Source organism: Roseateles sp. P5_E4 (assembly GCF_054049255.1).
Genome location: NZ_JBFUMS010000001.1, coordinates 14477 through 38430 on the forward strand (window position 1 = coordinate 14477; position 23954 = coordinate 38430).

At 66.9% G+C, this 23954-nt stretch carries 23 protein-coding genes; 14 read left to right on the forward strand and 9 right to left on the reverse strand.

What is annotated here, in order from left to right; translation table 11 throughout:
• Positions 1–53: 53 nt before the first annotated feature.
• Together ACXJLH_RS00050 and ACXJLH_RS00055 are read left to right on the forward strand one after the other, a co-directional pair.
• Positions 54–773, forward strand: coding sequence for a response regulator (locus ACXJLH_RS00050; RefSeq protein WP_457355167.1), 720 nt, complete (start codon positions 54–56; stop codon positions 771–773).
• A 165-nt stretch (positions 774–938) separates the two neighbouring features.
• The gene (locus ACXJLH_RS00055; RefSeq protein ID WP_457355160.1) at positions 939–2318 is read left to right on the forward strand and encodes an ATP-binding protein; all 1380 of its coding nucleotides are present in this window, start codon (positions 939–941) and stop codon (positions 2316–2318) included.
• Here ACXJLH_RS00055 and ACXJLH_RS00060 read toward each other — a convergent pair whose 3' ends face one another.
• The 3 genes from ACXJLH_RS00060 to trpS form a co-directional block, all read right to left on the reverse strand.
• Complete coding sequence (locus ACXJLH_RS00060; RefSeq protein WP_056196215.1) at positions 2319–3662, reverse strand: MATE family efflux transporter; 1344 nt, start codon at positions 3660–3662, stop codon at positions 2319–2321.
• Positions 3659–4054, reverse strand: a complete 396-nt coding sequence (locus ACXJLH_RS00065; protein WP_394326319.1) for a DUF3717 domain-containing protein — start codon at positions 4052–4054, stop codon at positions 3659–3661. Before ACXJLH_RS00065 ends, ACXJLH_RS00060 begins: the two co-directional genes overlap by 4 nt.
• 92 nt (positions 4055–4146) lie before the next feature.
• Complete coding sequence (gene trpS / locus ACXJLH_RS00070; protein WP_457442095.1) at positions 4147–5148, reverse strand: tryptophan--tRNA ligase; 1002 nt, start codon at positions 5146–5148, stop codon at positions 4147–4149.
• A gap of 57 nt (positions 5149–5205) precedes the next feature.
• Here trpS and purN point away from each other — a divergent pair, with 57 nt between their 5' ends.
• Positions 5206–5838 carry a phosphoribosylglycinamide formyltransferase gene (purN, locus tag ACXJLH_RS00075; RefSeq protein ID WP_457442096.1) on the forward strand — a complete coding sequence of 211 codons (633 nt, stop codon included), beginning with the start codon at positions 5206–5208 and terminating at the stop codon, positions 5836–5838.
• Here purN and ACXJLH_RS00080 read toward each other — a convergent pair.
• Positions 5831–6484, reverse strand: coding sequence for a DUF1345 domain-containing protein (locus tag ACXJLH_RS00080; RefSeq protein WP_457442097.1), 654 nt, complete (start codon positions 6482–6484; stop codon positions 5831–5833). The genes purN and ACXJLH_RS00080 overlap by 8 nt on opposite strands.
• A 35-nt stretch (positions 6485–6519) precedes the next feature.
• On the opposite strand from ACXJLH_RS00080, the gene ACXJLH_RS00085 reads away from it, so the two are divergent.
• The 3 genes from ACXJLH_RS00085 to ACXJLH_RS00095 all read left to right on the forward strand — a co-directional run bounded on the left by ACXJLH_RS00085 (position 6520) and on the right by ACXJLH_RS00095 (position 9712).
• Complete coding sequence (locus ACXJLH_RS00085) at positions 6520–7782, forward strand: RsmB/NOP family class I SAM-dependent RNA methyltransferase (RefSeq protein ID WP_457442098.1); 1263 nt, start codon at positions 6520–6522, stop codon at positions 7780–7782.
• 130 nt (positions 7783–7912) lie between these two features.
• Positions 7913–9124 carry a DesA family fatty acid desaturase gene (locus ACXJLH_RS00090; RefSeq protein ID WP_457355157.1) on the forward strand — a complete coding sequence of 404 codons (1212 nt, stop codon included), beginning with the start codon at positions 7913–7915 and terminating at the stop codon, positions 9122–9124.
• A 102-nt stretch (positions 9125–9226) separates the two neighbouring features.
• Positions 9227–9712 (forward strand): DUF3016 domain-containing protein, encoded by a 486-nt coding sequence (locus ACXJLH_RS00095; RefSeq protein WP_056196232.1) that lies wholly within the window; start codon positions 9227–9229, stop codon positions 9710–9712.
• A 93-nt stretch (positions 9713–9805) separates the two neighbouring features.
• Here the strand turns inward: ACXJLH_RS00095 and rpmG are convergent, their stop codons facing one another.
• The 3 genes from rpmG to trxB form a co-directional block, all read right to left on the reverse strand.
• A complete protein-coding gene (gene rpmG, locus ACXJLH_RS00100) occupies positions 9806–9976 on the reverse strand; it encodes a 50S ribosomal protein L33 (protein WP_025564431.1) in 171 nt (56 codons plus the stop codon).
• 34 nt (positions 9977–10010) lie between these two features.
• Positions 10011–10244 carry a 50S ribosomal protein L28 gene (rpmB, locus tag ACXJLH_RS00105; protein WP_056196235.1) on the reverse strand — a complete coding sequence of 78 codons (234 nt, stop codon included), beginning with the start codon at positions 10242–10244 and terminating at the stop codon, positions 10011–10013.
• 322 nt (positions 10245–10566) lie between these two features.
• Positions 10567–11526, reverse strand: coding sequence for a thioredoxin-disulfide reductase (trxB, locus tag ACXJLH_RS00110; protein WP_056196236.1), 960 nt, complete (start codon positions 11524–11526; stop codon positions 10567–10569).
• Positions 11527–11690: 164 nt separating this feature from the next.
• On the opposite strand from trxB, the gene ACXJLH_RS00115 reads away from it, so the two are divergent.
• The 5 genes from ACXJLH_RS00115 to ACXJLH_RS00135 are packed head-to-tail and all read left to right on the forward strand — an operon-like array spanning position 11691 to position 17540.
• Positions 11691–12359: a Crp/Fnr family transcriptional regulator gene (locus tag ACXJLH_RS00115; protein ID WP_056196243.1), complete on the forward strand. Its 669-nt coding sequence runs from the start codon at positions 11691–11693 to the stop codon at positions 12357–12359.
• A 16-nt stretch (positions 12360–12375) separates the two neighbouring features.
• Complete coding sequence (locus ACXJLH_RS00120; RefSeq protein ID WP_457442099.1) at positions 12376–14763, forward strand: DNA translocase FtsK; 2388 nt, start codon at positions 12376–12378, stop codon at positions 14761–14763.
• Positions 14760–15365 (forward strand): outer membrane lipoprotein chaperone LolA, encoded by a 606-nt coding sequence (lolA, locus tag ACXJLH_RS00125; RefSeq protein ID WP_056196247.1) that lies wholly within the window; start codon positions 14760–14762, stop codon positions 15363–15365. The genes ACXJLH_RS00120 and lolA overlap by 4 nt, the downstream gene beginning before the upstream one ends.
• Before the next feature lie 2 nt (positions 15366–15367).
• The gene (locus ACXJLH_RS00130) at positions 15368–16657 is read left to right on the forward strand and encodes a replication-associated recombination protein A (protein WP_457442418.1); all 1290 of its coding nucleotides are present in this window, start codon (positions 15368–15370) and stop codon (positions 16655–16657) included.
• Entirely contained in the window at positions 16641–17540 is a 900-nt protein-coding gene (locus tag ACXJLH_RS00135) for an amino acid ABC transporter substrate-binding protein (protein WP_457394713.1), read from the forward strand. Before ACXJLH_RS00130 ends, ACXJLH_RS00135 begins: the two co-directional genes overlap by 17 nt.
• Here the strand turns inward: ACXJLH_RS00135 and ACXJLH_RS00140 are convergent.
• Both ACXJLH_RS00140 and ACXJLH_RS00145 read right to left on the reverse strand, forming a co-directional pair.
• The gene (locus ACXJLH_RS00140; protein ID WP_457355155.1) at positions 17537–18877 is read right to left on the reverse strand and encodes a sigma-54-dependent transcriptional regulator; all 1341 of its coding nucleotides are present in this window, start codon (positions 18875–18877) and stop codon (positions 17537–17539) included. The genes ACXJLH_RS00135 and ACXJLH_RS00140 overlap by 4 nt on opposite strands.
• On the reverse strand, positions 18870–20756 hold the full coding sequence (locus ACXJLH_RS00145; protein WP_457442100.1) for a sensor histidine kinase: 1887 nt from the start codon (positions 20754–20756) through the stop codon (positions 18870–18872). The genes ACXJLH_RS00140 and ACXJLH_RS00145 overlap by 8 nt, the downstream gene beginning before the upstream one ends.
• Positions 20757–21053: 297 nt before the next feature.
• On the opposite strand from ACXJLH_RS00145, the gene ACXJLH_RS00150 reads away from it, so the two are divergent.
• The 3 genes from ACXJLH_RS00150 to ACXJLH_RS00160 are packed head-to-tail and all read left to right on the forward strand — an operon-like array spanning position 21054 to position 23873.
• Complete coding sequence (locus ACXJLH_RS00150; protein WP_056196256.1) at positions 21054–21977, forward strand: branched-chain amino acid ABC transporter permease; 924 nt, start codon at positions 21054–21056, stop codon at positions 21975–21977.
• Between the two features lie 13 nt (positions 21978–21990).
• A complete protein-coding gene (locus ACXJLH_RS00155; RefSeq protein ID WP_056196259.1) occupies positions 21991–23073 on the forward strand; it encodes a branched-chain amino acid ABC transporter permease in 1083 nt (360 codons plus the stop codon).
• Between the two features lie 14 nt (positions 23074–23087).
• On the forward strand, positions 23088–23873 hold the full coding sequence (locus ACXJLH_RS00160) for an ABC transporter ATP-binding protein (protein WP_056196261.1): 786 nt from the start codon (positions 23088–23090) through the stop codon (positions 23871–23873).
• Positions 23874–23954 lie beyond the last annotated feature (81 nt).

A 23954-nucleotide genomic window follows, 5' to 3' on the forward strand; every position in this document is an offset into this window, starting at 1 on the left:
GTTCCACCGGCGCCGAAGTGCGCCGGATTCCTTTTTCTTCCCTGGCCCCGGTGATGAGTAGCGCCCGACTGCTGTTGATCGATGACGATGCCCGCCTGACCGGCATGGTGGGCGACTATCTCCGCTCCGCCGGCTTCGAGGTCAACACGGCCGGCAGCCTGGCCCAGGCCCGTGAGGCCTTGGCCCACAGCCGCTTCGAGTTGCTGGTGCTGGACTTGATGCTGCCCGACGGCGACGGCCTGGACTTCTGCCGCTGGCTGCGCGGCGACCCGCGTTGGCGCCACCAGCCAGTGCTGATGCTGTCGGCCCGCGGCGAGCCCATGGACCGCATCCTGGGCCTCGAACTGGGCGCCGACGACTACCTCGCCAAGCCCTTCGAGCCGCGCGAACTGCAAGCCCGTATCAAGGCCCTGCTGCGCCGACTGGAGCCCAAGCTGGATGGCGACGAGGTGCTGCGCTTCGGCCGCCTGGAGATCGACCTGGCCGCCCGCGTGGCTCGCCTGGACGGCAAGATCTGCGACCTGACCAGCCACCAGTTCGACCTGCTCGTCGTGCTGGCGCAGAGCCCCGGCCGGGTGCTGAGCCGCGACCAGATCATGGATGCGCTGAAGGGCCACCCGCTGGAAGCCTTCGACCGCTCCATCGACGTGCACATCTCGCGCATCCGGGCCGTCATCGAAGACGATCCCAAGAACCCGCGCCGCGTGCTGACCGTGCGTGGAGCCGGCTATGTCTTTGCCCGCAAGCAGGACGCCGACGCCGACGCTGCTTGAGTGTGAGCCCCTCGTCCAGTCTCGCCACGCTGAACGCGGGTGCGCCCAGCCGGTCCCCCGAGGGGACGGCGATGCTTGCGGCATTGAGCCACAAGCACATCGCCCTACGCGGGCCGGCTAGGGGCGGCCCGGCGCTCGGCCCGCAAAACTCCACGCGCCCCTGATTTGAAAAGCCTCTACGTCCGCATCTACCTGACGCTGGTGGCGCTTCTGCTGGCGTTTGCCTTCGGCTCGGCATGGCTGTTCCAGCGTCACATCGAGCAGGAGCGCGGCAACGTCGAACTGGCGGCTGGAGAGCGACTGAACGCGATGGCCGGGCTGCTCAAGCTCGCGCTGCCGCCGGCCGACGCGCCGCGTGCCGAGCAGGCTGCCGTCTTTGCCGACTGGGGTTTGCGCCTGCGCATGCCGATCGCGTTGGAGGATGCCGACGGCAAGCGCATCGCCACGACGCAGATGTTCCAGCGCCGTGCCGACGACCCCGGCGCCATCATCGTCAGCGCCAACCTGGGCGATGGCCGCAGTCTGGAGATGGTGCGTACCGTGCGTCCGCCAGGCCCTCAGGGCGCCGCTTCAGGCGCCTCGGGTCCTGGAGGCCCCGGCGCGCGGCCGCCCCGGCTGGATGAAGGCCCCTGGACCGGCCCCTGGCTGCATCGCCCCGTGTCGCCAGGCGCGCCGGCGGTGTCGACCTTGGCCGTCGTGCTGGTGCTGCTCTTCATCGGTGTGGCGGTCGGCGCCTATCCCGTCGTGCGCCGGCTGACGCGGCGGCTCGAAGCGCTCAAGCGTGGCGTCGAGAAGTTCGGCTCCGGCCAACTGGGCCATCGCGTCGACGACAGTGGTCGCGATGAGGTGGCCGCCCTGGCCACCAGCTTCAATCAGGCGGCCGACCGCATCGAGACACTGTTGCGTTCTCACCAGACCCTGCTGGCCAATGCCAGCCACGAGCTGCGTTCGCCCCTGGCACGGCTGAAGATGGCTTTCGCGATGCTGGACGACGCTGCGCCCGCACAGCGCCAGCGCCTGGCGAAGGAGATCGACGTCAACATCGCCGAGTTGGACGCGCTCGTCGAGGAAGTGCTGCTGGCCAGCCGGCTGGAGGCCGGCAGCGCGGTTGGCGAAACCCATGCCGTCGAATTGCTCGCGCTAGGCGCCGAGGAGGCGGCTCACGCGGAAGCCGCCTTTGAGCCCGAGACCGATTCCGCTCGCATCGACGGTCAGGAGCGCCTCCTGCGCCGCGCGCTGCGCAATCTGCTCGACAACGCGCGCCGCTACGGCGGCCCCGACGTGGAACTGGCGCTGCGGCCGGTCGCCGGAGGCTATGAATTCATCGTTGCCGACCGAGGCCCGGGCGTGCCCGTCGATCTGCGCGAGCGCATCTTCGAACCCTTCTACCGGCTGCCCGGCCATGCCGAGATGGCGGGCGGCGTCGGGCTGGGCCTGAGCCTCGTCAAGCAGATCGCCGAGCGCCACGGCGGCAGCGTGCGCTGCCTGGCACGCGACGGTGGCGGCAGCCGCTTCGTGATCTTCCTGCCCACGGCGGGACGCTGATCAGCGGTTCTCGTTGAAGACCCGCCTGAGCAGCAGGCTGAGAAGCAAGGCGGCGGTGATCAGGCCGGCGGTGGCCGCTTGCCAGAAGCCGACCGCGCCGACGCCGTTCTGGCCAAAGGCGAGGAAGTAGCCGCCACCGATGCCCAGGCCCCAGAGCGCCAGGACGTAGATGATCATCGGCAGCGTGGCGACCTGGTAGGCGCGCAGCACATAGGCCGCCACCGTCTGCAGGGCGTCGCCGAGGTGGAAGAACCAGACCCAGACCAGCAGCGGCAGTGCGGCGGCGGCTGTCGCCGCATTCGAGGTGTAGAGGGCGACGATGGGCTCGCGCGCGAAGGCGACAACGGCGCCGACGCCCGCGGCGGTCAGCGTGGCCAGCGTCATCGCATGCCTGCCGACGGTGCGCGCTTCGTGCTTTTCGTCGGCCCCCAGATGCTGTGCGACCAGCGTGCCGGCGGCGGTGGCCATTGCGAGCGCGATCATGAACATCATCGCGACGAGGTTGACGGCGATCTGGTGGCCGGCGACCGGTGTTGCGCCAAGACGGGCGATGAAAAAGGCCATGAAGGTGAAGCCCGTCACCTCGACGAGGATGGAGCCGCCCATCGGCAGGCCCAGCTTCACCAGCGCTGCGAGTTCGCCCCAATGCGGTCGGGTCTGCCACAGGTGCGGGATCCTGAACGGCCGGTAGAAGGCGTCGCGCCTGAGCAGTAGCATCGCAACGGCGGCTTGGCCGATCAGCGCGATGGCCGTCGCGACGCCGCATCCAGCGACGCCCATCGCAGGAATCGGACCCCAGCCGAAGACGAGCACGGCGTTCAAAGGCACCTTGGCCGCCAGGCCGGTGAGCTGCATCGCCATGACGGCCTTGGGGCGGCTGACGGCGGTCGAGAAACCACGGAAGGCAGTGAAGAGCAGGGCGGCGGGCAGTGCAAAAGCCTCGGGCCGCGTGTAGGCGCGCACCTTGTCGGCCTGGGCTGCGTCGAGGTGGGCCAGTGCCGTGAAAGGATCCGGAAACCACAGCGCCAGGCAGCCCGGAATGCAGAGCAGCACCGACAGCCACTGCGCCTGCACGAAGCTGCTGCCGGCACCGGGTAGATCCTGGGCACCGAACTGCCGGCCAGCGATGGGCCCGACCGCGAGGATGACGCCCATCAGGCCGACAAAGATGGTCACGTAGGCGGCCGAACCGACAGCGAACGCAGCGAGGTCCTCGGGGCTGACGCGGCCCATCATCAGCGTGTCGATGGTGCTGAACATCATCACGGCGATCTGGCCGACAAGGACGGGCCAGGCCAGCGGCACGAGGCGGCGAACGCTGTCGATGAAGCGGATGCGGGTCATCGGGTCACGCGCTCCGCGTAGCGGTTGAAACGCCAGGCCGTGCCTTCGTGGGTGATGCGGTGCCAGACGACACGCTTCTCGAAGGGGTCGAGCGCCGGCCAATGCTGCACTTCGTCGAAGGTGCGGCCGCAGCCTTTGCAGATGGCGTCGCCCTGGGCCGTGGAGCAGATCGCAATGCAGGGTGAGTCAGGCGTCGTCGCGTACCAGGCCAGCCAGGCATCCAGGGCCATGGGCTTCAGCGTGGCAGGGTCAAGTTCGGTCGCGCGGCTCAGCGCGAGCAGCGCATAGGCCTCGGCCAGCGCACGCACCTCGGGTGCGGCGCTGATGCCGTCAGGCGAGGGTGAACGTTCGCGCCACCAGTTGATGGCGGCCTCGAGGTCAGTCACGTGGATCGCAGAATGAGGCCCCTCGACAGGCGGGTACGCCGGTCGATCCCCCGAGGGAGTGTCGGGCCGGCTTGGGGCGGCCCTACGCTCGTCCCCGCTCAAGCCACCAACCCCATGGCGCCGCGCACCTCGCGCAGCGTCTTGCGCGCGACGGCGCGGGCGCGCTCGGTGCCAACCTCCAGCGTCCACTGCACCTGCTGCGGGTCCAGGGCCGCAGCGCGTTCGCGCCAGGGCGCCTGCTCGCGCTGGATGGACTCGATCAACGGCTGCTTGCAGTCCAGGCAGCCGATGCTGGCCGTGCGGCAGCCGCTGTCGCAGGCGGCGCGGGTCGCGTCGTCGCTGTAGATCTGGTGCAAAGGCCAGACCGGGCAGCGCGCCGGGTCGCCGGCGTCGGTGCGGCGCACGCGCTGCGGGTCGGTCGGCATGGTGCGGATCTTGGCGGCGACGGCCTCGGGCTCGTCGCGCATCGCAATCGCGTTGTCCAGGCTCTTGCTCATCTTCTGTCCGTCCAGGCCCGGCACGCGGGCGGTCTCGGTCAGCAGTGCCTGGGGCTCGACAAAGATGGGTGCGGCCTCGGCATAGAGCCGGTTGAAGCGGCGCGCGACCTCACGGGTCACTTCGACGTGGGCGGCCTGGTCTTCGCCCACCGGCACACCGGCAGGCTTGTAGAGCAGGATGTCGGCCGCCTGCAGCAGCGGGTAGCCCAGAAAGCCGTACGTCGCCAGTTCGGGGTCGGCGGCGACCTGGTCCTTGTAGCTGGGCATGCGCGCCAGCCACGAGGACGGCGTGCACATCGCCAGCAACGTGAACAGCTCGGCGTGTTCGGGCATGCGGCTTTGCAGGAACAGCGTGCAGCGCTCGGGGTCCAGTCCGGCGGCCAGCCAGTCGGTGACCATCTCGTAGACATGGCGGGTCAGCGTCTCACCGCTCGGGCGCTGAGTGGTGAGCGCATGCCAGTCGGCGACGAAGAAGAAGCAGTCATGCGTGTCCTGCAACCGCACCCAGTTCTTGATGGCGCCGTGGTAATGGCCGAGGTGCAGGGCGCCGGTCGGACGCATGCCGGAAAGCACGCGTGGGCGGATAGGGGTGGGGTTCGACATGGGGCGCGGATTGTCGTTCAAGGGGTGGTGGGTCGGCCGCCCCCTAAACTGCCGGCCATGAAGAGGTTGGTGATTCTGATTTCGGGGCGGGGCTCCAACATGGAGGCCATCGTGAAGGCCGGCAAGGCCGAAGGCTGGCCGGCCGAGGTGGCCGCCGTCATCAGCAACCGGCCTGATGCGGCTGGCCTGCAGTTCGCAGCAGAGCATGGCATCGCGACCGCCGTCGTGGACCACAAGGCATATGCCGGCCGCGAGGATTTCGATGCCGAGCTGGCCCGCGTCATCGACAGCTTCGCGCCTGACCTCGTCGTCCTCGCCGGCTTCATGCGTATCCTGACGCCCGGCTTCACGGCGCGCTACGCCCGCCGCATGCTCAACATCCACCCGTCGCTGCTGCCGGCCTTCACCGGGCTGCACACGCATGAGCGGGCGCTGGAGATGGGCTGCAAGGTCGCCGGCGTGACGGTGCATTTCGTCACCGCCGAGCTGGACCATGGCGCCATCGTCATGCAGGCGGTCGTGCCGGTGCTGCCTGGCGACGACGCGAAGACGCTGTCGGCCCGCGTGCTGACGGCCGAGCACCGCATCTATCCGCAGTCGGTGCGCTGGTTTGTCGAAGGTGCGTTGGTGTGGGACGGCGAGCGCGTCACTCACCGCGACGGTGCGGCTCAGCAGTTGCTGCTCAGCTGATCAGCCCGGCGAGGATATTGACGGTCAACGCCAGCACGCCGGTGTTGAAGACGAAGGCCAGCAGGCCTTGAACCAGCACGAGGCGGCGCATGGCGCGCGAGCTGACGCTGACGTCCGAGGTCTGCGACGTGGCCGCCACGGTGATCGAGAAGTACAGGAAGTCGCCGTAGTCGGGCGGTCCTTCGTCGTCGCCTGGAAACTCCAACCCATGTGACGCCTTGCCGCCGCCGTGATAGAGGCTGGCGTAGGCGATGCCGAACTCCACCGGCAGCAGCAACCAGGAGCTGCAGACGGTGGCAATGGCGAAGGCGAGCGTCAAACCGTTGGCGGTATGGGCTTGCTTGGCCGAACCCAGTTCCAGCGCAATGGCGCCAAAGCTGGCCAGCGCCCCGCCAACGGCCAGCAGCAGCATGACGGGCAGGCCTTCGGTCAGCTGGCTGGCGCGCTGCTGCACATTCACCGAGCCCGCGCGGCCCAGCATCATCCAAAGCGCCAGCGGCAGATAGATCCACAGCGTGAAGTCCCAGCCCAGCAGCAGGCGCGTGGTCAGCGGCACAGTGCCTGGCCACAACGCAGCCAGCGTGCTGCCGATGAGGATGGACAACAGCAGCCGGGGGCGCAGGCGCAACTGGGTCCAGAGATTCATGCGGCAAGGAGCAGGGCGCTTGGGATAATGGGGCGATGCATCCTAATGCCCTCCTGGAGCTGAGCGCCGAGCTGATCGCCGTCGTCAACCAGCTCGAAGCCCCGGCCGACTCCACCGTCTCCGCCTTCTTCCGTCAACACAAGAACCTCGGCCAACGCGAGCGCGCCAGCCTCGCCGAGACCGTCTACGCGCTGCTGCGCGAGCGCATCAAGTTCCAGAACCTGGCCCAGAGCGGTAGCGGCCCCATGTCGCGCCGCCTGGCTATGCTGGCTTGGCGCGGCAATGCGGCCTTTCTCCGTGGGGCGCTCAGCCTCCAGGAGCAGCAATGGCTGGAACAGGTCCAGGCCATCGACCCGATGAGCCTGGCGTCCAAGATGCGGCACAACATGCCGGAATGGCTGGCCGAGCCGCTGCTCGCCCGGCTGGGCGAGGAAGAGTTCTGGAAGCTCGCCACCGCGCTGAACGAAGCAGCGCCGCTGGACCTGCGTGTCAACACGCTCAAGCTCAAGCGTGAAGAGGCGCAGGCGCAACTCAAGGCGGCTGGCATTGAGGCCACGCCGACGCCGTATTCACCCCTGGGCTTGCGCATCGACGGCAAGCCTGCGCTGAACAAGCTGGAGCTGTTCACCAATGGCAGCATCGAGGTGCAGGACGAGGGCAGCCAGCTGCTGGCCCTGCTGCTGGCGCCCAAGCGTGGCGAGATGGTGGTGGACTTCTGCGCCGGCGCCGGCGGCAAGACCCTGGCCCTGGGCGCAACCATGCGCAACACAGGTCGGCTCTATGCCTTCGACACCTCCGGCCACCGGTTGACGGCGATGAAGCCGCGCCTGGCGCGCAGCGGCCTGTCCAACGTCTATCCGGCCCAGATTGCCCATGAGCGCGACGACCGCATCAAGCGCCTGGCCGGCAAGATCGACCGCGTGCTGGTCGACGCGCCCTGTTCCGGCCTGGGCACGCTGCGCCGCAACCCCGACCTGAAATGGCGCCAGTCGCCCCAGGGGGTGGCTGAACTGCAGGCCAAGCAGCGCGCCATCCTGGCCAGCGCCGCCCGCCTGGTGAAGCCGGGAGGCCGGCTGGTTTATGCGACCTGCAGCCTGCTGGATGCCGAGAACGAGGTCATCGCGGCCGAGTTTGCCGCCGCCCATCCCGACTTCAAACCGCTCGCCGCGGGAGAGGCGCTTGCCAAGGCCCAGGTTGAACGCTCCGATGAGGTCGTGGAAAACGGCGCACTCCGGTTGTGGCCTCACCGACACGCCACAGACGGGTTTTTTGCTGTCGCATGGGAAAGATCGGCCTGACGCAGGTCAAAGAACGCGTCGATTCGCACGTCACCGCCTGAATACGGTGCGCCAAACCCCTTGAATTTGGGGGCTCTCCTCTACAATTGACATTCCTTTGCATGGCCGCTGTGGCCGAGGTCTTGGACGCATGAACGACATCCTGAACGCGCTGATGAACTGGCTGGCCGATGGCCTGTTGGGTTTCAGCGCCTGGCAATTAGTGATCTTTACGCTGGTTGTGACCCACATCACGATCGCTTCGGTCACGATCTTCCTGCATCGCGCCCAGGCTCACCGCTCGCTGGATCTCGGTCCCATCCCCTCGCATTTCTTCCGCTTCTGGCTCTGGCTGACGACGGGCATGGTCACCCGCGAATGGGTTGCCATCCACCGCAAGCACCACGCCAAGTGCGAAACCGAGGAAGACCCGCACAGCCCGCAGACCCGCGGCCTGAAGAAGGTGCTGGCCGAAGGCGCTGAGCTGTACCGCACCGAGGCCAAGAATGCCGAGACGATTGCCAAGTACAGCCGCGGCACGCCCGAGGACTGGATCGAGCGCAACCTGTACACCAAGTACAGCTGGCAGGGCGTCGCGCTGCTGCTGATCGTCAACATGGCGCTGTTCGGTGCCATTGGCGCCACCATCTGGGCCATCCAGATGATCTGGATTCCAATCTGGGCTGCCGGCGTCATCAATGGCATCGGCCACTACTGGGGTTATCGCAATTTCGAAGCACCCGACGCGTCGACCAATCTGACGCCTTGGACGCTGATCGTTGGCGGCGAAGAACTGCACAACAATCACCACACCTACCCGACRTCCGCCAAGTTCTCGGTCAAGCCCTACGAGTTCGACATTGGCTGGATGTATATCCGTGGCCTGGAAATGCTGGGCATGGCCAAGGTCCGCAAGACGGCACCCAAGTTGAGCCTGGGTGAAATCAAGCCGGCCGACGCGCGCACGCTCGAGGCACTGATCGCCAATCGCTACGAAGTCATGGCTAGCTATGCCCGTGACCTGAAAGCGGCCTGCGCCGCCGAGTTGGCCAAGATCAAGGCCGAGGGCGGCAAGCACAGCGCGCGGTTTGAGGAGTTCAAGCAGGCCCAACGCTGGCTGCACCGCGACGAGGAGCGCATCCCGGTCGCCGTGCACGGCGACCTCGCGAATGCCCGCGCTGCCAGCCCGGTCATCGACAAGCTGGTGACCATGCGCGAGGAACTGCGCCAGATGTGGACGCGCACGAATGTGTCGGCCGAGCAACTGGTTGCCGACTTGCAGGCCTGGTGCCGCCGCGCCGAGGAGAGCGGTATTGCCGAACTGCAGGCCTTCTCGATGCGCTTGCGCGCTGCTCACGCCTGAGCTTTGGTTTCCTGAAGTAAAGGGCGCCCCGTCGGGCGCCCTTTTTCTTGGGCTGGCCTAGACTTGCCGTATGCAGTCGCTGATTTGCTTAGGAGGCTTGCCATGAAATACCGCTGGATTGCCGTTGCCCTGTTCGCCCTGGCCGCCACCGCGCGCGCCGATGTGCAGGTGAATTTCATCGGTTCCGAGAAGTTCTCGGACATCAAGGACAACAACGGCTTCCGCCAGCCCGAGGTGCTGAAGGACATCGAAGCCTATCTTGTCGAGCAGGTCGGCAAGCGCCTTCCGGGCCGGGATGTGCGGATCAACGTGACCGACGTGGATCTGGCCGGCGAGGTCGAGCCGTTCGGCCGCCGCATGCAATGGCTGCGCGTCATGCGTACCGTCACACTGCCGTCCATCGCCTTCAACTACGAAGTACGAGAGGGCGAAAAGGTCGTCCGGCAGGGCGAAGTCAAGCTGCGTGACATGAACTACCAGGACGGCTTCAATGGCTATTCAAGTGGGGACACGCTGCGCTATGAGAAGCGCATGCTTGATCGCTGGTTCAAGCAAGAGTTTGGCGCCACAGTGACCGCGGCGCGCTGAAGCAGTCTCGTCAGGAACGCAAAAACCCGCCAGCGTTGCCGCTTGGCGGGTTTTGTTTTGCTTGCGTGCGTTGGCGGCTCGCGCCGCCATTCATCACTTCAGCTTGATTTCCTTGTACAGGACGTGCTTGCGCGCCTTGGGGTCGAATTTCATGAATTCGAGCTTTTCGGGCGTGGTCTTCTTGTTCTTGTTCGTCGTGTAAAAGTGGCCGGTGCCCGCAGTGGACTCCAGCTTGATCTTTTCGCGGCCGCCTTTGGATGCCATGGTCGTATTCCTTCAGTAGGTCAGTGAGCGACGATCAGAGCGCGCCCTTGGCGCGCAGATCGGCGACGACTTGGTCAATGCCGACCTTGTCGATCAAACGCAGAGCGGCATTCGTGATGCGCAGGCGAATCCAGCGATTTTCCGATTCCACCCAGAAACGGCGGTATTGCAGGTTCGGCAGGAACCGACGCTTGGTTTTGTTGTTGGCGTGGGAAACGTTGTTCCCGACCATGGGCTTCTTGCCCGTGACTTGACAGACGCGTGCCATGACGCTTCTCCGGTTTGACTTCTTTGACCAGCCGCCCGAACTTTTCGAGCGGCCCTTTGACCGCATATGCCTGCTAATCCTCAGGCGAAATTCTTTCGAATCAACGCTTTGGATGCGGTCCATCCAGCAGGCAAGCCCGCGAGTGTAGCGGAAAACCCGCGGGCCAGGAAGGCCGTGCTACGCCTTCCGGGCCGAGCGCTGGGCCGCTCCCGAGCCGGCCCGTCGGGCGATGTGCTCGCGGCTCGATGCCGAGAGCATCGCCGTCCCCTCGGGGGACCGGCTGGACTCGCCCACGTTCAGTGGGGCGTGGCCGGACGAGGGGTCAGCCGTTTTCCTGGTCCAGGAAGCGCTGGGCGTCCAAGGCCGCCATGCAACCCGTGCCGGCGCTGGTGATGGCCTGGCGGTAGATGTGGTCCTGCACGTCGCCGGCCGCGAAGACGCCCGGCACGCTGGTCATCGTCGCAAAGCCGTTCAGGCCGCTCTTGGTGATGATGTAGCCGTCTTTCATCTCCAGCTGGCCCTTGAAGATGTCGGTGTTGGGCTGGTGGCCGATGGCGATGAAGCAGCCGTGCAGCTTGATTTCCGATTTGCTGTCGTCCAGCGTGCTGCGGATGCGCACACCGGTCACGCCCGAGGCATCGCCCAGAACCTCGTCGAGCTGCTGGAAGAAATGCAGCACGATCTTGCCGGCGTCGGCCTTCTCCTTGAGCTTGTCGATGAGGATGGGTTCGGCGCGGAACTTGTCGCGGCGATGGATCAGGTGCACCGTGCTGGCGATGTTCGACAGATACAGCGCCTCTTCGACGGCCGTGTTGCCGCCGCCGACGACGCAGACTTCCTGGCCGCGGTAGAAAAAGCCGTCGCAGGTCGCGCAACCACTGACCCCGCGGCCCATGAAGGCCTGTTCGGAGTCCAAGCCGAGGTATTTTGCAGAGGCGCCGGTCGCGATGATCAGCGCGTCGCAGGTGTAGGTGCCGCTGTCGCCAGTCAGCGTGAAGGGGCGCTTGGAGAAGTCGACCGCATTGATGTGGTCAAAGACGATCTGGGTCTGGAAGCGCTCGGCATGCTGCTGGAAGCGCTGCATCAGCTCGGGGCCCTGCACGCCCATCACGTCGGCCGGCCAGTTGTCGACCTCCGTCGTGGTCATGAGTTGACCCCCTTGGGCCATGCCCGTGATCAGCGTAGGCTTGAGATTAGCGCGTGCAGCGTAGATGGCGGCGGTGTAGCCGGCGGGGCCGGAACCGAGGATAAGCAGGCCGTGGTGTTGGGTCGTAGCGGTCATGGCAGGGAAGGTGAGGGCGGGTTAACGGCTCGCAAGGTAGTCTTAGGGGTGAAAACCCCGGCCTTACCCGATGCGGAGAAGCCTGCCGCGTGTGCACAATGCACGCCATTTTAGGCAGGCGCATTTCTTGCCGCTTGCCTGGGGCCCAAACCTGGAGACTGCATATGGCGATGATTTCCAACCTCGACCTGATCCGCCGTGTTCCGCTGTTCTCGATGCTGACCACCGATCAGGCCCAATCCATCGCCGACAGCGTCGTCAAGCGCCGCTTCAAGCGCGGCGAACTGATCGTCGAGCAGGGCACCAAGTCCAACGCCCTCTTCATCCTGCTCAACGGCCGTGCCCGCGTGCTGACGGCCGACCACCGCGGCCGCGAGGTCATTCTTGCCGTGCTGCAGTCGGGCGACTACGTGGGCGAGATGAGCCTCATCGACAACGAGCCCCATTCGGCCACGGTGCGCGCCGAGGTGCAGACCGACATGCTGGTGCTCGGCCGGCTCGAGTTCGCGCGCTGCCTGCCCGAGAGCAGCAGCCTCTCCTACGGCATCCTGCGCGGGCTGGTGGCGCGCTTGCGCAATGCCGACCGGCAGATCGAGTCCCTGGCGCTGCTTGACGTCTATGGCCGCGTGGCGCGCACGCTGCTGGACATGTCCGAGGACGAGAAGGGCATCAAGCTCATCCGCGGCAAGGTCTCGCGCCAGGACATGGCCAAGGTCGTCGGCGCCTCGCGCGAGATGGTCAGTCGGGTCATGAAGGACCTGGAAGAGCGCGGCGTCATTGAAACGCTTGAGAACGGTTCGGTGGTCATCAAGGAACGGCTGACCCACGATTGACGGCGACAATGCGGGGATGAGTTTTCCCCTCGGTTCCCTGCTGGGCGGTGACGATGCCGCCGGCGAGCCCGCCGCTCCCGCCAAACCCACCCGCCGCCAGGCGCCCAAGCGCGAAGTGGCCCCGCCGTCAGCCGCCTCGCGGCTGCTGCGCACGCCGCTGTGGCTGGCGTTGACGGCCCTGCTGCTCGCGCTGCTCGTGCTGGCGATGGCGACGCACGACCTGCGCGACGCTGCCTTCAGCACCAGCGGCCAGCGAGACCTCGTCGGCAACCGCGTTGGCAGCTTTGGCGCCTGGTTATCGGACGGCCTGCTGTTCCTGTTCGGCTTTTCCGCCTGGTGGTTGCCGCTGCTGGCCCTGCGCGGCTGGCTGCGCAGCCTGGCCGGGCTGTTGCGCCATGACGTGGACCCCGTGCTGCGCTGGAGCCAGCGCGCGCGGTTCTGGGCTGGCATCGTGCTGCTCATCGGCGCGAGTTGCGCGCTGGAGTGGAGCCGCCTCTATGCCCTCGAGGCGCGCCTGCCCGGCCATGCCGGCGGCCTGGTCGGCTATGCGCTCGGGCCCCTGGGTATGAGGGGCCTGGGCTTTGCCGGCTCCGGCGTTGTCTGGATCGTGCTGCTGCTGACCGGCATGGCCTGGGCATTCCGCTTCTCCTGGGGGCATCTGGCGGAGCGCATCGGTGAGCGTATCGAGCAGTTGCGCGAGAAGCGCATCGAGCAGCGCGAGATGAAGGCCGATCAGAAGGCCGGTGAGCAGGCGGTGAAGGAGCGCGAGCAGGAGGTCGAGGTCGAGCGCCAAGCCGAACGCCAGTGGGAACAAGGTGGAGCCGACCACGCGCCGCTCGTCATCGAGGCGCCGGTCGTCGAGGTGCCCCAGTCCACGCGGGTGGCCAAGGAGCGCCAGCAGACGTTGTTCGTCGACGCCGGCGACGCCAAGCTCCCGCAAGTTGACTTGCTGGACGCCGCACCCGGCCGCCAGGAGACGGTCACGCCTGAATCGCTGGAAATGACCAGCCGCCTCATCGAGAAGAAGCTGCGCGACTTCGGCGTCGAGGTGCATGTGGTCGCCGCATCCCCCGGCCCGGTCATCACGCGCTATGAGATCGAACCGGCCACCGGTGTGAAGGGCTCGCAGATCGTCGGCCTCGCCAAGGACCTGGCGCGCTCCTTGAGCCTCGTGTCCATCCGCGTCGTCGAGACCATCCCGGGCAAGAACTACATGGCGCTGGAGCTGCCCAACGCGCGCCGCCAGACCATCCGCCTGTCCGAAATCCTCGGCTCGCAGGTCTACGCGGACGCGTCGTCCCAGCTGACCATGGGCCTGGGCAAGGACATCGTCGGCCTGCCCATCGTCGCCGACCTTGCCAAGATGCCGCATTGCCTCGTGGCCGGCACGACCGGTTCGGGCAAGTCAGTGGGCATCAACGCGATGATCCTCAGCCTGCTCTACAAGGCCGAGGCCCGTGATGTGCGCCTCATCCTCATCGACCCCAAGATGCTGGAGATGAGCGTCTACGAAGGCATCCCGCATCTGCTGGCACCGGTCGTGACGGACATGAAGCAGGCCAGCAATGCGCTGAACTGGTGCGTTGGCGAGATGGAGCGGCGCTACAAGCTCATGTCCAAGATGGGCGTGCGCAACCTCGCCGGCTACAACAAGAAGATCGACGAGGCCAAGGCCAACGGCATCAGCATTCCGAATCCGTTCGCGCTGAACAACGAAGAACCCGAACCGCTGGAGCGCCTGCCGTTCATCGTCGTCGTCATCGACGAACTGGCCGACCTGATGATGGTCGTCGGCAAGAAGATCGAGGAACTGATCGCTCGCCTGGCGCAGAAGGCGCGCGCGGCCGGCATCCACCTGATCCTGGCCACGCAGCGGCCGTCGGTGGACGTCATCACCGGTCTCATCAAGGCCAACATCCCGACCCGCCTGTCCTTCCAGGTCAGCTCCAAGATCGACAGCCGCACCATCCTCGACCAGATGGGCGCCGAGGCGCTGCTTGGCATGGGCGACATGCTCTACATGCCCTCGGGCACCGGCCTGCCCATGCGCGTGCATGGCGCCTTTGTCAGCGACGACGAGGTGCACCGCGTTGTGGAGTACATCAAGTCCCAGGGTGAACCCAATTACATCGAAGGCATTCTCGAAGGTGGCGTGCTCGACGGCATCGACGGCGAGGCGCCGGCGCCGGGCGAGGCCGGCGGTGAGCAAGACCCCATGTACGACCAGGCCGTGGCTATCGTCCTACAACATCGCAAGGCTTCCATCTCGCTGGTGCAACGCCATCTGCGCATAGGCTACAACCGCGCCGCGCGGCTGCTGGAGCAGATGGAAAACTCCGGCCTCGTTGGCGCGCTGGCATCCAACGGCAGCCGTGAACTGATCATTCCTAAACGAGACGAATGAAGAAACTCCTGCTCTCCCTGACGCTGCTCATTGCTGGCATCGCCCACGCCGATGCGGTCGATGCGCTGCGCGACTTCGGCCGCGACGTGAAGAGCGGCAAGGCCAATTTCACGCAAACGGTGACGTCGCCCGACGGCAAGCGCAAGAAGGTCTCTTCAGGCAGCTTCGAGTTCGAGCGGCCCAACCGCTTTCGCTTTGCCTATGCCAAGCCCTTCGAGCAAGTCATCGTCGCCGATGGCCACAAGGTCTGGATCTATGACGCCGACCTCAACCAGGCCAGTTCGCGCAAGTTGGCGGACGCGTTGGGCGCCACGCCGGCGGCACTGCTCGCCGGCAGCAATCTTGAACGCGACTTCACGCTGAAGTCCCAAGCGAGCGACGGCGGTCTGGATTGGGTGCAGGCGGCGCCCAAGCAGGCCGAATCCACCATCCAATCGCTCAAGCTCGGCTTCAAGGGCAAGGAGCTGGCGGCGATGGAGATCGTCGACAGCTTCGGCCAGCGCTCGCGGCTGGACTTCAGCGCCGTGCAGGCCAATGTGCCGGTCGCGGCCGAGCGCTTCCAGTTCAAGCTGCCGGCCGGGGCCGATCTGATCGAGCAGTGAGCATCGGTTCGCTCTTCGACGCCGACCCGCCCGCGCCGCCGCTGGCCGAACGGCTGCGCCCGAAGACGCTGGACGAGGTCATCGGCCAGCGCCATCTGCTAGGCCCAGGCATGCCGCTGCGTGCGGCCTTCGAGGCGGGGCGGCTGCAGAGCATGATCCTGTGGGGCCCGCCCGGTGTCGGCAAGACGACGCTGGCGCGCCTGGTAGCTGGCGCCTTCGACGCGCAGTTCATCGCCATCTCGGCCGTGCTGGGTGGCGTGAAGGACATCCGCGAAGCGGTGGACCGTGCCCAGATTGCAGCCCAGCAGGGCCGGCGTACGGTGGTCTTCGTTGACGAGGTGCACCGCTTCAACAAGGCCCAGCAGGACGCCTTCCTGCCGCATGTCGAGTCCGGCCTGTTCACCTTCATCGGCGCGACGACCGAGAACCCCAGCTTCGAAGTCAACTCGGCGCTGCTGTCGCGCGCCCAGGTGCAGGTGCTGAAGAGCCTGGACGCGAGCGAGCTGCAGGAGCTGATCGAACGTGGCGCCAGGGAGCTCGGTGTCGAGGCGCCGACGAAGGAAGCCGCCGACCGACTGATTGGCTACGCTGACGGCGATGCGCGCCGGCTGCTGAACGCCCTGGAGTCCGCCGCGTCGCTCGCCAATGGCGCCCGCATCGACGAAGCACTGCTGGAGCGGACCCTCGGCGAACAGCTGCGCCGCTACGACAAGGGTGGCGACCAGTTCTACGACGTCATCAGCGCCCTGCACAAGTCGGTTCGTGGCAGCAATCCCGATGCGGCGCTGTACTGGTTCGTGCGCATGGTGGATGGCGGCGTCGACGCCCGCTACATCGCGCGCAGGCTGATCCGCATGGCCAGCGAGGACATCGGCCTGGCCGACCCGCGCGCGCTGCGCATCACGCTGGATGCGGCTGACACTTACGAGCGCCTGGGCACGCCCGAGGGCGAGCTGGCCTTGGCCGAGGCGGTCGTCTACCTCGCCATCGCGCCCAAATCCAATGCCGTCTACAAGGCCTTCAACGCGGTCAAAGCTTTCATCAAGCAGGACCAGACGCGGCCGGTGCCCGAGCATCTGCGCAATGCGCCGACGCGGCTGATGAAGGAATTGGGCTATGGCAAGGCCTATCGCTATGCCCACGACGAGCCCAATGGCTATGCGGCCGGCGAGCAATACCTGCCAGACGGGCTGGAAGGCCAGCGCTGGTACGAACCCGTGCCGCGCGGGCTGGAACTGCGCATTGCCGACAAGCTGGCCGAGCTGCGCCGCCTGGATGATGAAGCGACTTAGCGCGGCCCTGCTCGCGCTGTGCGCCTTGGCTGCACACGCGGCCGACGGGCCGACGCTCACGCGGGTGCGCGACACCGGCGTCATCGTCATCGGCTACCGGCCGGCATCCCTGCCTTTCTCCTATCTCGACGCCCAGTTGCGCCCCACCGGCTACACGGTCGAGCTCTGCGACCGCATCGTCGCTGCGGTGCGGACCAAGCTGCAGTTGCCCGACCTCGAAGTACGTCGCGTCGAAGTCGCTTCGGCCACCCGCATGCCGCTGGTCATCAACGGCACGCTGGACCTGGAATGCGGCATCACGACGCACACCGCCGAGCGGGCGCGCCAGCAGGCCTTCTCGCTGACCATCTTCATCGCCGAGACTCGGCTGATGACGCGTGCCGCCGAGCGCGTGCAGGGCCTGACCGACCTGCGCGGCTTGGCCGTAGCGTCCACCATCGGCACGACCAGCATCCAGCATCTGGCCAAGGCCAACGACCAGCAGGGCTTGGGCATCCGCATCCTCGGCGGACTGGACGACCCTGAAGGCTTCCAGCTGCTGCGCAGCGGCCGCGCCTCGGCCTTCCTGATGGACGACGTGCTGCTGCGCGCGCTGCTGGCCCAGCAGGGCCCTGGCGCGGACGACTACCGCATCTCCGACCAGGCCCTGACCGTGGAGCCTTATGCCATCGGCCTGCGCAAGAATGATCCGCAGTTCAAGGCGTTGGTGGATGAGGTGCTGGCCGGCCTCTACCGCAGCGGCGAGATCCACGCGATCTACCGCCGCTGGTTCGAGTCGCCGCTGCCGTCGCAGGGGCTGAACCTGAAGCTGCCGATGAGTGCGGCCTTCCGCCGCGTCATTGCGAACCCGACCGACTCGCCGGATCCCGAGAAGTATCGCTAGCGGAAGTCGTCCAGCACGATGCCGTGCCGGTTCAGCTTGTCGTACAGCGTCTTGCGCGGCGTGCCCAGCAGCTCCATGGCGGCGGGCACCTTGCCGTGGCAGCGGCGCAGGGCCTGCTCGATCAGCGTCTTCTCGACCAGGTCCATCTGGCGCGCCAGGTTGAGCGCCGGCACGGCCTGCAGCGCGGCCTGGGGGTCAAGGTCGTCAAGCGCAAGCACGAAGCGGTCGGCCGCGTTGCGGATCTCGCGCACATTGCCCGGCCAGTCGTGGGCCATCAGCTCGCGCAGCTTCTCGGGCGTCAACTCGGGCGCGGCACGCTCGTAGCGCGCACAGGCTTGCACGACAAAGTGCTGGAACAGCAGCGGGACGTCCTCGCGGCGCTCGCGCAGCGGCGGCAGCGTCAACGTGGCGATGTTGAGTCGGTAATAAAGGTCGCTGCGGAACTCGTTCTTGGCGGCCTGCTCGCGCAGGTCCGACTTGCTGGCGGCGATGAAGCGCACGTTGATCGGCAGCTCCTCGTTGGAGCCCAGGCGCTCGATGCGTCGCTCCTGCAGCACGCGCAGCAGCTTGATCTGCAGCGCGATCGGCATGGTCTCGATCTCGTCCAGCAGCAGTGTGCCGCCGTTGGCATGCTCGATCTTGCCAATGCGGCGCTTGGCGGCTGACGTGAACGAGCCCGGCTCGTGGCCGAACAATTCGCTCTCGAACAGCGCCTCGGGCAGGCCGCCGCAGTTGATGGCGACGAAATGGCGGTCGCGGCGCGCGCTCTGGTCGTGCAGGCAGCGCGCCACCAGCTCCTTGCCGGTGCCGGTCTCGCCGACGATCAGCACATCTGCCGAGGTGCCGGCCAGATTCAGCACCTGGCGGCGCAGCTGCTGCATGGCCGGAGACTGTCCCAGCAGCGCGGCCTCGATGCCGCTGGCGCGCTGCAGCTGCGTGCGCAGCTCGTCGGCCGAGTGGCGCAGCGTGCGCAGGTCCAGGGCGCGGCGGGCCACGTCCAGCAGGCGCTCGGGCGCGAAGGGCTTTTCGATGAAGTCGTAGGCGCCGGCACGCATGGACTGCACGGCCATCGTCACGTCGCCGTGGGCCGTGATGAGGATGGTGGGAATGCTCGCGTCGGTGGCCTGCACATGGGCCAGCAGCGCGCGGCCATCCATGCCGGGCAGGCGCACGTCGGTGATGACGATGATGGGTGCGCCGGGCTGGATGTGGGGCAGGGCTTCCTCGGCCGTGCGGCAAGGTTGCACGGCAAAGCCCTCCAGCTCCAGCGTCTGCGTGAGGCTGACCCGCACCGGCAGGTCGTCCTCGACGAACACGACCTTGTAGCCTTCAAACATCTTTCGTCTCCGGTACTGCCGCCCAGGTTTCGACGGCAAGGTCGAACTCGAAACTCATGCCGTGCTCCAGGCGTTGGGCGCGCAGCGTGCCGCCGAACTCATGCACGATCTTGGCTGAAATCACCAGGCCCAGTCCCAGGCCTTCGCCAGCGGGCTTGGTGGTGAAGAAGGGCTCGAACAGGCGCTGCAGGTCTGCCTCGCCGACACCGGCACCGCTGTCCTGCACGCGCATCAGGGCGCGGCGCCCGCCATCCTGTGCGATGACCTGCACGCGGAGTTGGCGCTCGGCCTCGTTCTGCATCGCGTCAATGGCGTTGCCGAACAGGTTGACCAGCACCTGCTCCAGCCGGTTGGCCTCTGCCCGCACGCGCAGGCCGGCGGGCACCTCGATCTCGGCCTGCACATCCAGCGCGCGGCTGCGGTGCTCCAGCAGCAGCAGGGCGTTGCGCACGCAGTCCAGCAACGATACGGCGCCCGTGACCTGCTCGTCGGCCTTGCGGGCAAAACTCTTCAGCTGGCGCGTGATCTGGCTCATGCGTTCGACCATGTCGTCCATCAGCTGCAGATTGGTCGCTACCGCGTCCTGGCGGCCGGCTTCCAACAGCCGAATCGAGTTGCGCGCCAGCGCGCGCAGTGCGGTCAGCGGCTGGTTGACCTCGTGCGACAGCCCGGCAGACATCTGGCCCAGCACGGCGAGCTTGCTGGCCTGCAGCAGTTCGCCCTCGGTCTGCAGGCGCTGGGCGATCTGGGTCTTCAGCGCGTCGTTGGTCTGGCGCAGCTCGGCGGTGCGGCTGTCCACCAGTTGTTCGAGCAGGGCGTGGGCCTGCTGCAGCTCCGTTTGCGCTTTGGTGAGCTGGCGCAGCGCGCGCCGGCGCGACGACAGATAGAGCACGAGCAGGCCGATGCTGGCGCCAAACGCTGCACCGCCCCAGGCCGCGAGCTGGGCGCGCTGGCGCACCTCGGTCAGGTCCGACAGAGCCACCAGGCGCAGGCCCAGCGGCACGATCTGGCGCTGCTGCGCCAGCATGGGCTTGGCACCGGGCAAAGGCAGGCTGACTTGCTGGCCCTGGTGCACCTCCAGCGAAGCCGGCAGGTCCAGGTTGGGGCCGATGGCCTGCGGGTAGCGCGCACTGGCCTGCAGGGCCTGGCGGCGCGACGGGTCGGCGTGGCCCAGCACGGCGTACTTCCAGGCCTGCACGGAGCTCATGATGACGACGTCCTGATCGTCAGCGATGAGGATGCGTTCGTTCTGCGAGCGCAGGCCGAGGTCGATCCACGTCGCTTCCAGTGGCGCGAGGTTGAAGCGCACGACGATGACGCCCCGGAGCGGGATCTCTCCCGCTCCCGCCGATGACACCTGGCTGGCCCCGCGCAGCGGGTGCAGCAGGTAGAAGTCGGTGCTGCCCGTCGTCGGGTCGGCGGCGAAGAAGTGGGTGCGACCCTGCGCCAGCGCTTCGGTGAGTCGAGCGGGCGGCGCCAACGCCTCGCTGGCTGACAAGACCTGGCCCCTGGCGTCGGCGACGAAGATCTGGTGAGTGCCGGCGCGCACATTGACGCGGGCCAGCATCTGGCTGGCGGCGCGGCGGGCGTTCGCATCTTCGGGCGCCTGCATCAGCGCCTGCAGCGTGGGCGCGATGGCCAGCAGGCTGGGCAGGGAAGCGTGTCGGCCCAGCTCGGCAGCGAGGTTGGAGGCGTAGAGCTCCAGCCGCTCGGTGCTGAGTGCCGACAACTGCTCGCGGCCGCTGCGTTCACTGATGCGGTGCGCGAGCACGAAGCCGAGCACCATCAGCAAGCCTGTCAGGAAGAGATGGAAGCCCGGCCGGCTCAGCAGGCGGAGGAGGCGCAGCGCGCGCGGGCGAAGAGAGGCAGTCACAACCATGGCGGGGCCGTGTAGTTTGCCCATGCGATGGCGCGCACGACAGCGCCTGCAGCAGTTTTTTCGATGCTGGCGGAGAACCGCTCGCAGTCGCTGCGGTTTGTGCGGATTTCCGCCCAGTTTTTGCTGGTCGACACTCGTGAAATCTGACCAGGGTCACCCTCTGGGGACGGATCAAACGGTCGAGGGTTTCATACCGTCGGTGAATACCCTTGAAACGTCTTGATTGGCACGAGGGTTGCGATTTATCCCGGGTCGCTTGGCGCATGCTGCGCCCCAACAATTATTCCTGGAGCCCTCATGGAGACTCTGATTCAACAGATCATCAACGGCCTGGTGCTGGGGAGCATGTATGCCCTCGTCGCCCTGGGCTACACGATGGTCTACGGCATCATCAACCTCATCAATTTCGCCCACGGCGAGATCCTGATGGTGGGCGCCATGGTCAGCTGGACGCTGGTCACGCTGCTGGCGGATTCCGGCATTCCCGGCTGGCTGCTGATGCTGATCGGCCTGGCCGCCGCCATCGTCGTCTGCGCGACGTTGAACTACGCAGTCGAGAAGATCGCCTACCGGCCGCTGCGCAACGCGCCGCGCCTGGCGCCGCTGATCACCGCCATGGGCATGTCGCTGCTGCTGCAGGTGCTGGCGATGATCATCTGGAAGCCGAATCCCAAGCCCTTCCCGCTGCTGCTGCCCACCACGCCGTTCGACCTGGGCGGCCCCGTCATCACCGTCACGCAATGCCTGATCCTGGGCCTGACGGTCTGCATCCTGGCCGGCCTGATGTACCTGGTGAACTACACCAAGCTGGGCCGCGCGATGCGCGCCACCGCCGAGAACCCGCGCGTGGCCGGCTTGATGGGCGTGAAGCCCGACTTCATCATCTCCACCACCTTCGTCATCGGCGCTGCGCTCGCCGCAGTGGCCGGCCTGATGTGGGCGGCCAACTACGGCACCGTGCAGCACACCATGGGCTTCATGCCCGGGCTGAAGGCCTTCACGGCCGCGGTGCTGGGCGGCATCGGCAACCTGGCCGGCGCGGTGGTGGGCGGCGTGCTGCTCGGCCTCATCGAGGCCATCGGCGCGGGCTACCTGGGCGACCTGACCGGTGGCGTGCTGGGCAGCCACTACGCCGACATCTTCGCCTTCGTCGCCCTCATCCTCGTGCTGACGCTGCGCCCCTCGGGCCTGCTCGGCGAGCGTGTGGCCGATCGCGCCTGAAGGGAGACAAGACATGGACACCAAGAAAATCTTCACCTTCCTCGCGGCCGCCATCGGCCTGCTCGTTGTGCCGTTGTTCGCACAGCAGCTCGGCAATGGTCCGGTCCGCATCATCGACCTGGCGCTGCTCTACGTGCTGCTGGCGCTGGGGCTGAACATCGTCGTTGGCTATGCCGGCCTGCTGGACCTGGGCTACGTCGCTTTCTACGCGGTCGGCGCCTACATGTTCGCGCTGATGTCCAGCCCGCACCTGAGCGAGAACTTCGAGGCCATCCAGGCCGCGTTCCCGACGGGCCTGCATTCGCCGCTGTGGCTGGTCATCCCGGCCGGAGCGGCGCTGGCAGCCTTCTTCGGCGTGATGCTGGGGGCGCCAACGCTGAAGCTGCGCGGCGACTATCTCGCCATCGTCACGCTGGGCTTCGGCGAAATCATCCGCGTCTTCCTGAACAACCTGGAGTACCCGGTCAACATCACCAACGGCCCGCGCGGCATCGGCCAGATCGACTCCTTCCACGTCTTCGGCGTGGACCTGGGCAAGTCCTGGGAGGTGTTCGGCTTCACGCTGCCGTCGGTGACGCTGTACTACTACCTCTTCCTGGCCCTCGTGGTGGGGGGCGTGGTGGTCTGCTATCGGCTGGAGAACTCCCGCATCGGCCGCGCCTGGATGGCCATCCGCGAGGACGAGATCGCCGCCAAGGCCATGGGCATCAACACCCGCAACCTGAAGCTGCTGGCCTTCGGCATGGGCGCCACCTTCGGCGGCGTGTCGGGCGCGATGTTCGCGAGCTTCCAGGGCTTCGTGTCGCCCGAGTCCTTCAGCCTGCAGGAGTCGGTCATGATCGTCGCGATGGTTGTGCTCGGCGGCATAGGCCACATCCCCGGCGTCATCCTCGGCGCGCTGATGCTGTCGGCCCTGCCCGAGGTGCTGCGCTACGTCGCCGGCCCGCTGCAGCAGATGACTGACGGTCGCCTCGACGCCTCCATCCTGCGGCAGCTGCTGGTGGCCCTGGCCATGATCGGCATCATGCTGGCCCGCCCGCGCGGCCTGTGGCCGGCGCCCGAGCACGGCAAGGTCGCCCCGCCTGCCGCGAAGTGAGGGAGGACACCAACATGAGCAAACACGACAACATCGTTCTCAACGTCAGCGGCGCATCCAAGCGCTTCGGCGGCGTGCAGGCCCTGTCCGACGTCGGCATCCAGATCCAGCGCGGCCAGGTGTACGGCCTCATCGGCCCCAACGGCGCCGGCAAGACGACCTTCTTCAACGTCATCACGGGCCTGTACGTGCCGGACGGCGGCAGCTTCTCGCTCGGCGGCACGCCCTACACGCCGCAGGCCGTGCACCAGGTCGCCAAGGCCGGCATCGCGCGCACCTTCCAGAACATCCGCCTCTTCGCCGACATGACGGCGATCGAGAACGTGATGGTTGGCCGCCACATCCGCACCAAGTCCGGCCTGATCGGCGCGGTGTTCCGCACGCCCAAGTTCAAGGCCGAGGAGGCCGCCATCAAGGCGCGCGCCCAGGAGCTGCTGGACTATGTCGGCATCGGCAAGTACGCAGACTACAAGGCCCGCACGCTGAGCTATGGCGACCAGCGCCGCCTGGAGATCGCCCGGGCCCTGGCCACCGACCCGCAGCTGATCGCGCTGGACGAACCCGCCGCGGGCATGAACGCGACCGAGAAGGTCGTGCTGCGCGAGCTGATCGACCGCATCCGCAACGACGGCCGCACCATCCTGCTCATCGAGCACGACGTGAAGCTGGTCATGGGCCTGTGCGACCGCGTGACGGTGCTGGACTACGGCAAGCAGATCGCCGAAGGCACGCCCTACGACGTGCAGCGCAACGAAAAGGTGATCGAGGCCTACCTCGGCGCCGGCCACAAGAACCACTAAGGATGACCCACCCCCGTAGCGCTTCGCGCTCCCCCTCAAGGGGGCGCACCCAGTGGCCTGGCAAAGCCAGTTCCACGGGTG

Bases quoted from the DNA above. Each gene is read 5' to 3' on its own strand.
- ACXJLH_RS00145 (WP_457442100.1), bottom strand. From the start codon at position 20,756: ATGGTTGTGACTGCCTCTCTTCGCCCGCGCGCGCTGCGCCTCCTCCGC.
- ACXJLH_RS00120 (WP_457442099.1), top strand. From the start codon at position 12,376: ATGAGTTTTCCCCTCGGTTCCCTGCTGGGCGGTGACGATGCCGCCGGC.
- ACXJLH_RS00050 (WP_457355167.1), top strand. From the start codon at position 54: ATGAGTAGCGCCCGACTGCTGTTGATCGATGACGATGCCCGCCTGACC.
- ACXJLH_RS00115 (WP_056196243.1), top strand. From the start codon at position 11,691: ATGGCGATGATTTCCAACCTCGACCTGATCCGCCGTGTTCCGCTGTTC.
- rpmB (WP_056196235.1), bottom strand. From the start codon at position 10,244: ATGGCACGCGTCTGTCAAGTCACGGGCAAGAAGCCCATGGTCGGGAAC.
- ACXJLH_RS00085 (WP_457442098.1), top strand. From the start codon at position 6,520: ATGCATCCTAATGCCCTCCTGGAGCTGAGCGCCGAGCTGATCGCCGTC.
- rpmG (WP_025564431.1), bottom strand. From the start codon at position 9,976: ATGGCATCCAAAGGCGGCCGCGAAAAGATCAAGCTGGAGTCCACTGCG.
- trxB (WP_056196236.1), bottom strand. From the start codon at position 11,526: ATGACCGCTACGACCCAACACCACGGCCTGCTTATCCTCGGTTCCGGC.
- ACXJLH_RS00095 (WP_056196232.1), top strand. From the start codon at position 9,227: ATGAAATACCGCTGGATTGCCGTTGCCCTGTTCGCCCTGGCCGCCACC.
- ACXJLH_RS00160 (WP_056196261.1), top strand. From the start codon at position 23,088: ATGAGCAAACACGACAACATCGTTCTCAACGTCAGCGGCGCATCCAAG.
- ACXJLH_RS00150 (WP_056196256.1), top strand. From the start codon at position 21,054: ATGGAGACTCTGATTCAACAGATCATCAACGGCCTGGTGCTGGGGAGC.
- ACXJLH_RS00135 (WP_457394713.1), top strand. From the start codon at position 16,641: ATGATGAAGCGACTTAGCGCGGCCCTGCTCGCGCTGTGCGCCTTGGCT.
- ACXJLH_RS00060 (WP_056196215.1), bottom strand. From the start codon at position 3,662: ATGACCCGCATCCGCTTCATCGACAGCGTTCGCCGCCTCGTGCCGCTG.
- trpS (WP_457442095.1), bottom strand. From the start codon at position 5,148: ATGTCGAACCCCACCCCTATCCGCCCACGCGTGCTTTCCGGCATGCGT.
- lolA (WP_056196247.1), top strand. From the start codon at position 14,760: ATGAAGAAACTCCTGCTCTCCCTGACGCTGCTCATTGCTGGCATCGCC.
- purN (WP_457442096.1), top strand. From the start codon at position 5,206: ATGAAGAGGTTGGTGATTCTGATTTCGGGGCGGGGCTCCAACATGGAG.
- ACXJLH_RS00080 (WP_457442097.1), bottom strand. From the start codon at position 6,484: ATGAATCTCTGGACCCAGTTGCGCCTGCGCCCCCGGCTGCTGTTGTCC.
- ACXJLH_RS00140 (WP_457355155.1), bottom strand. From the start codon at position 18,877: ATGTTTGAAGGCTACAAGGTCGTGTTCGTCGAGGACGACCTGCCGGTG.
- ACXJLH_RS00155 (WP_056196259.1), top strand. From the start codon at position 21,991: ATGGACACCAAGAAAATCTTCACCTTCCTCGCGGCCGCCATCGGCCTG.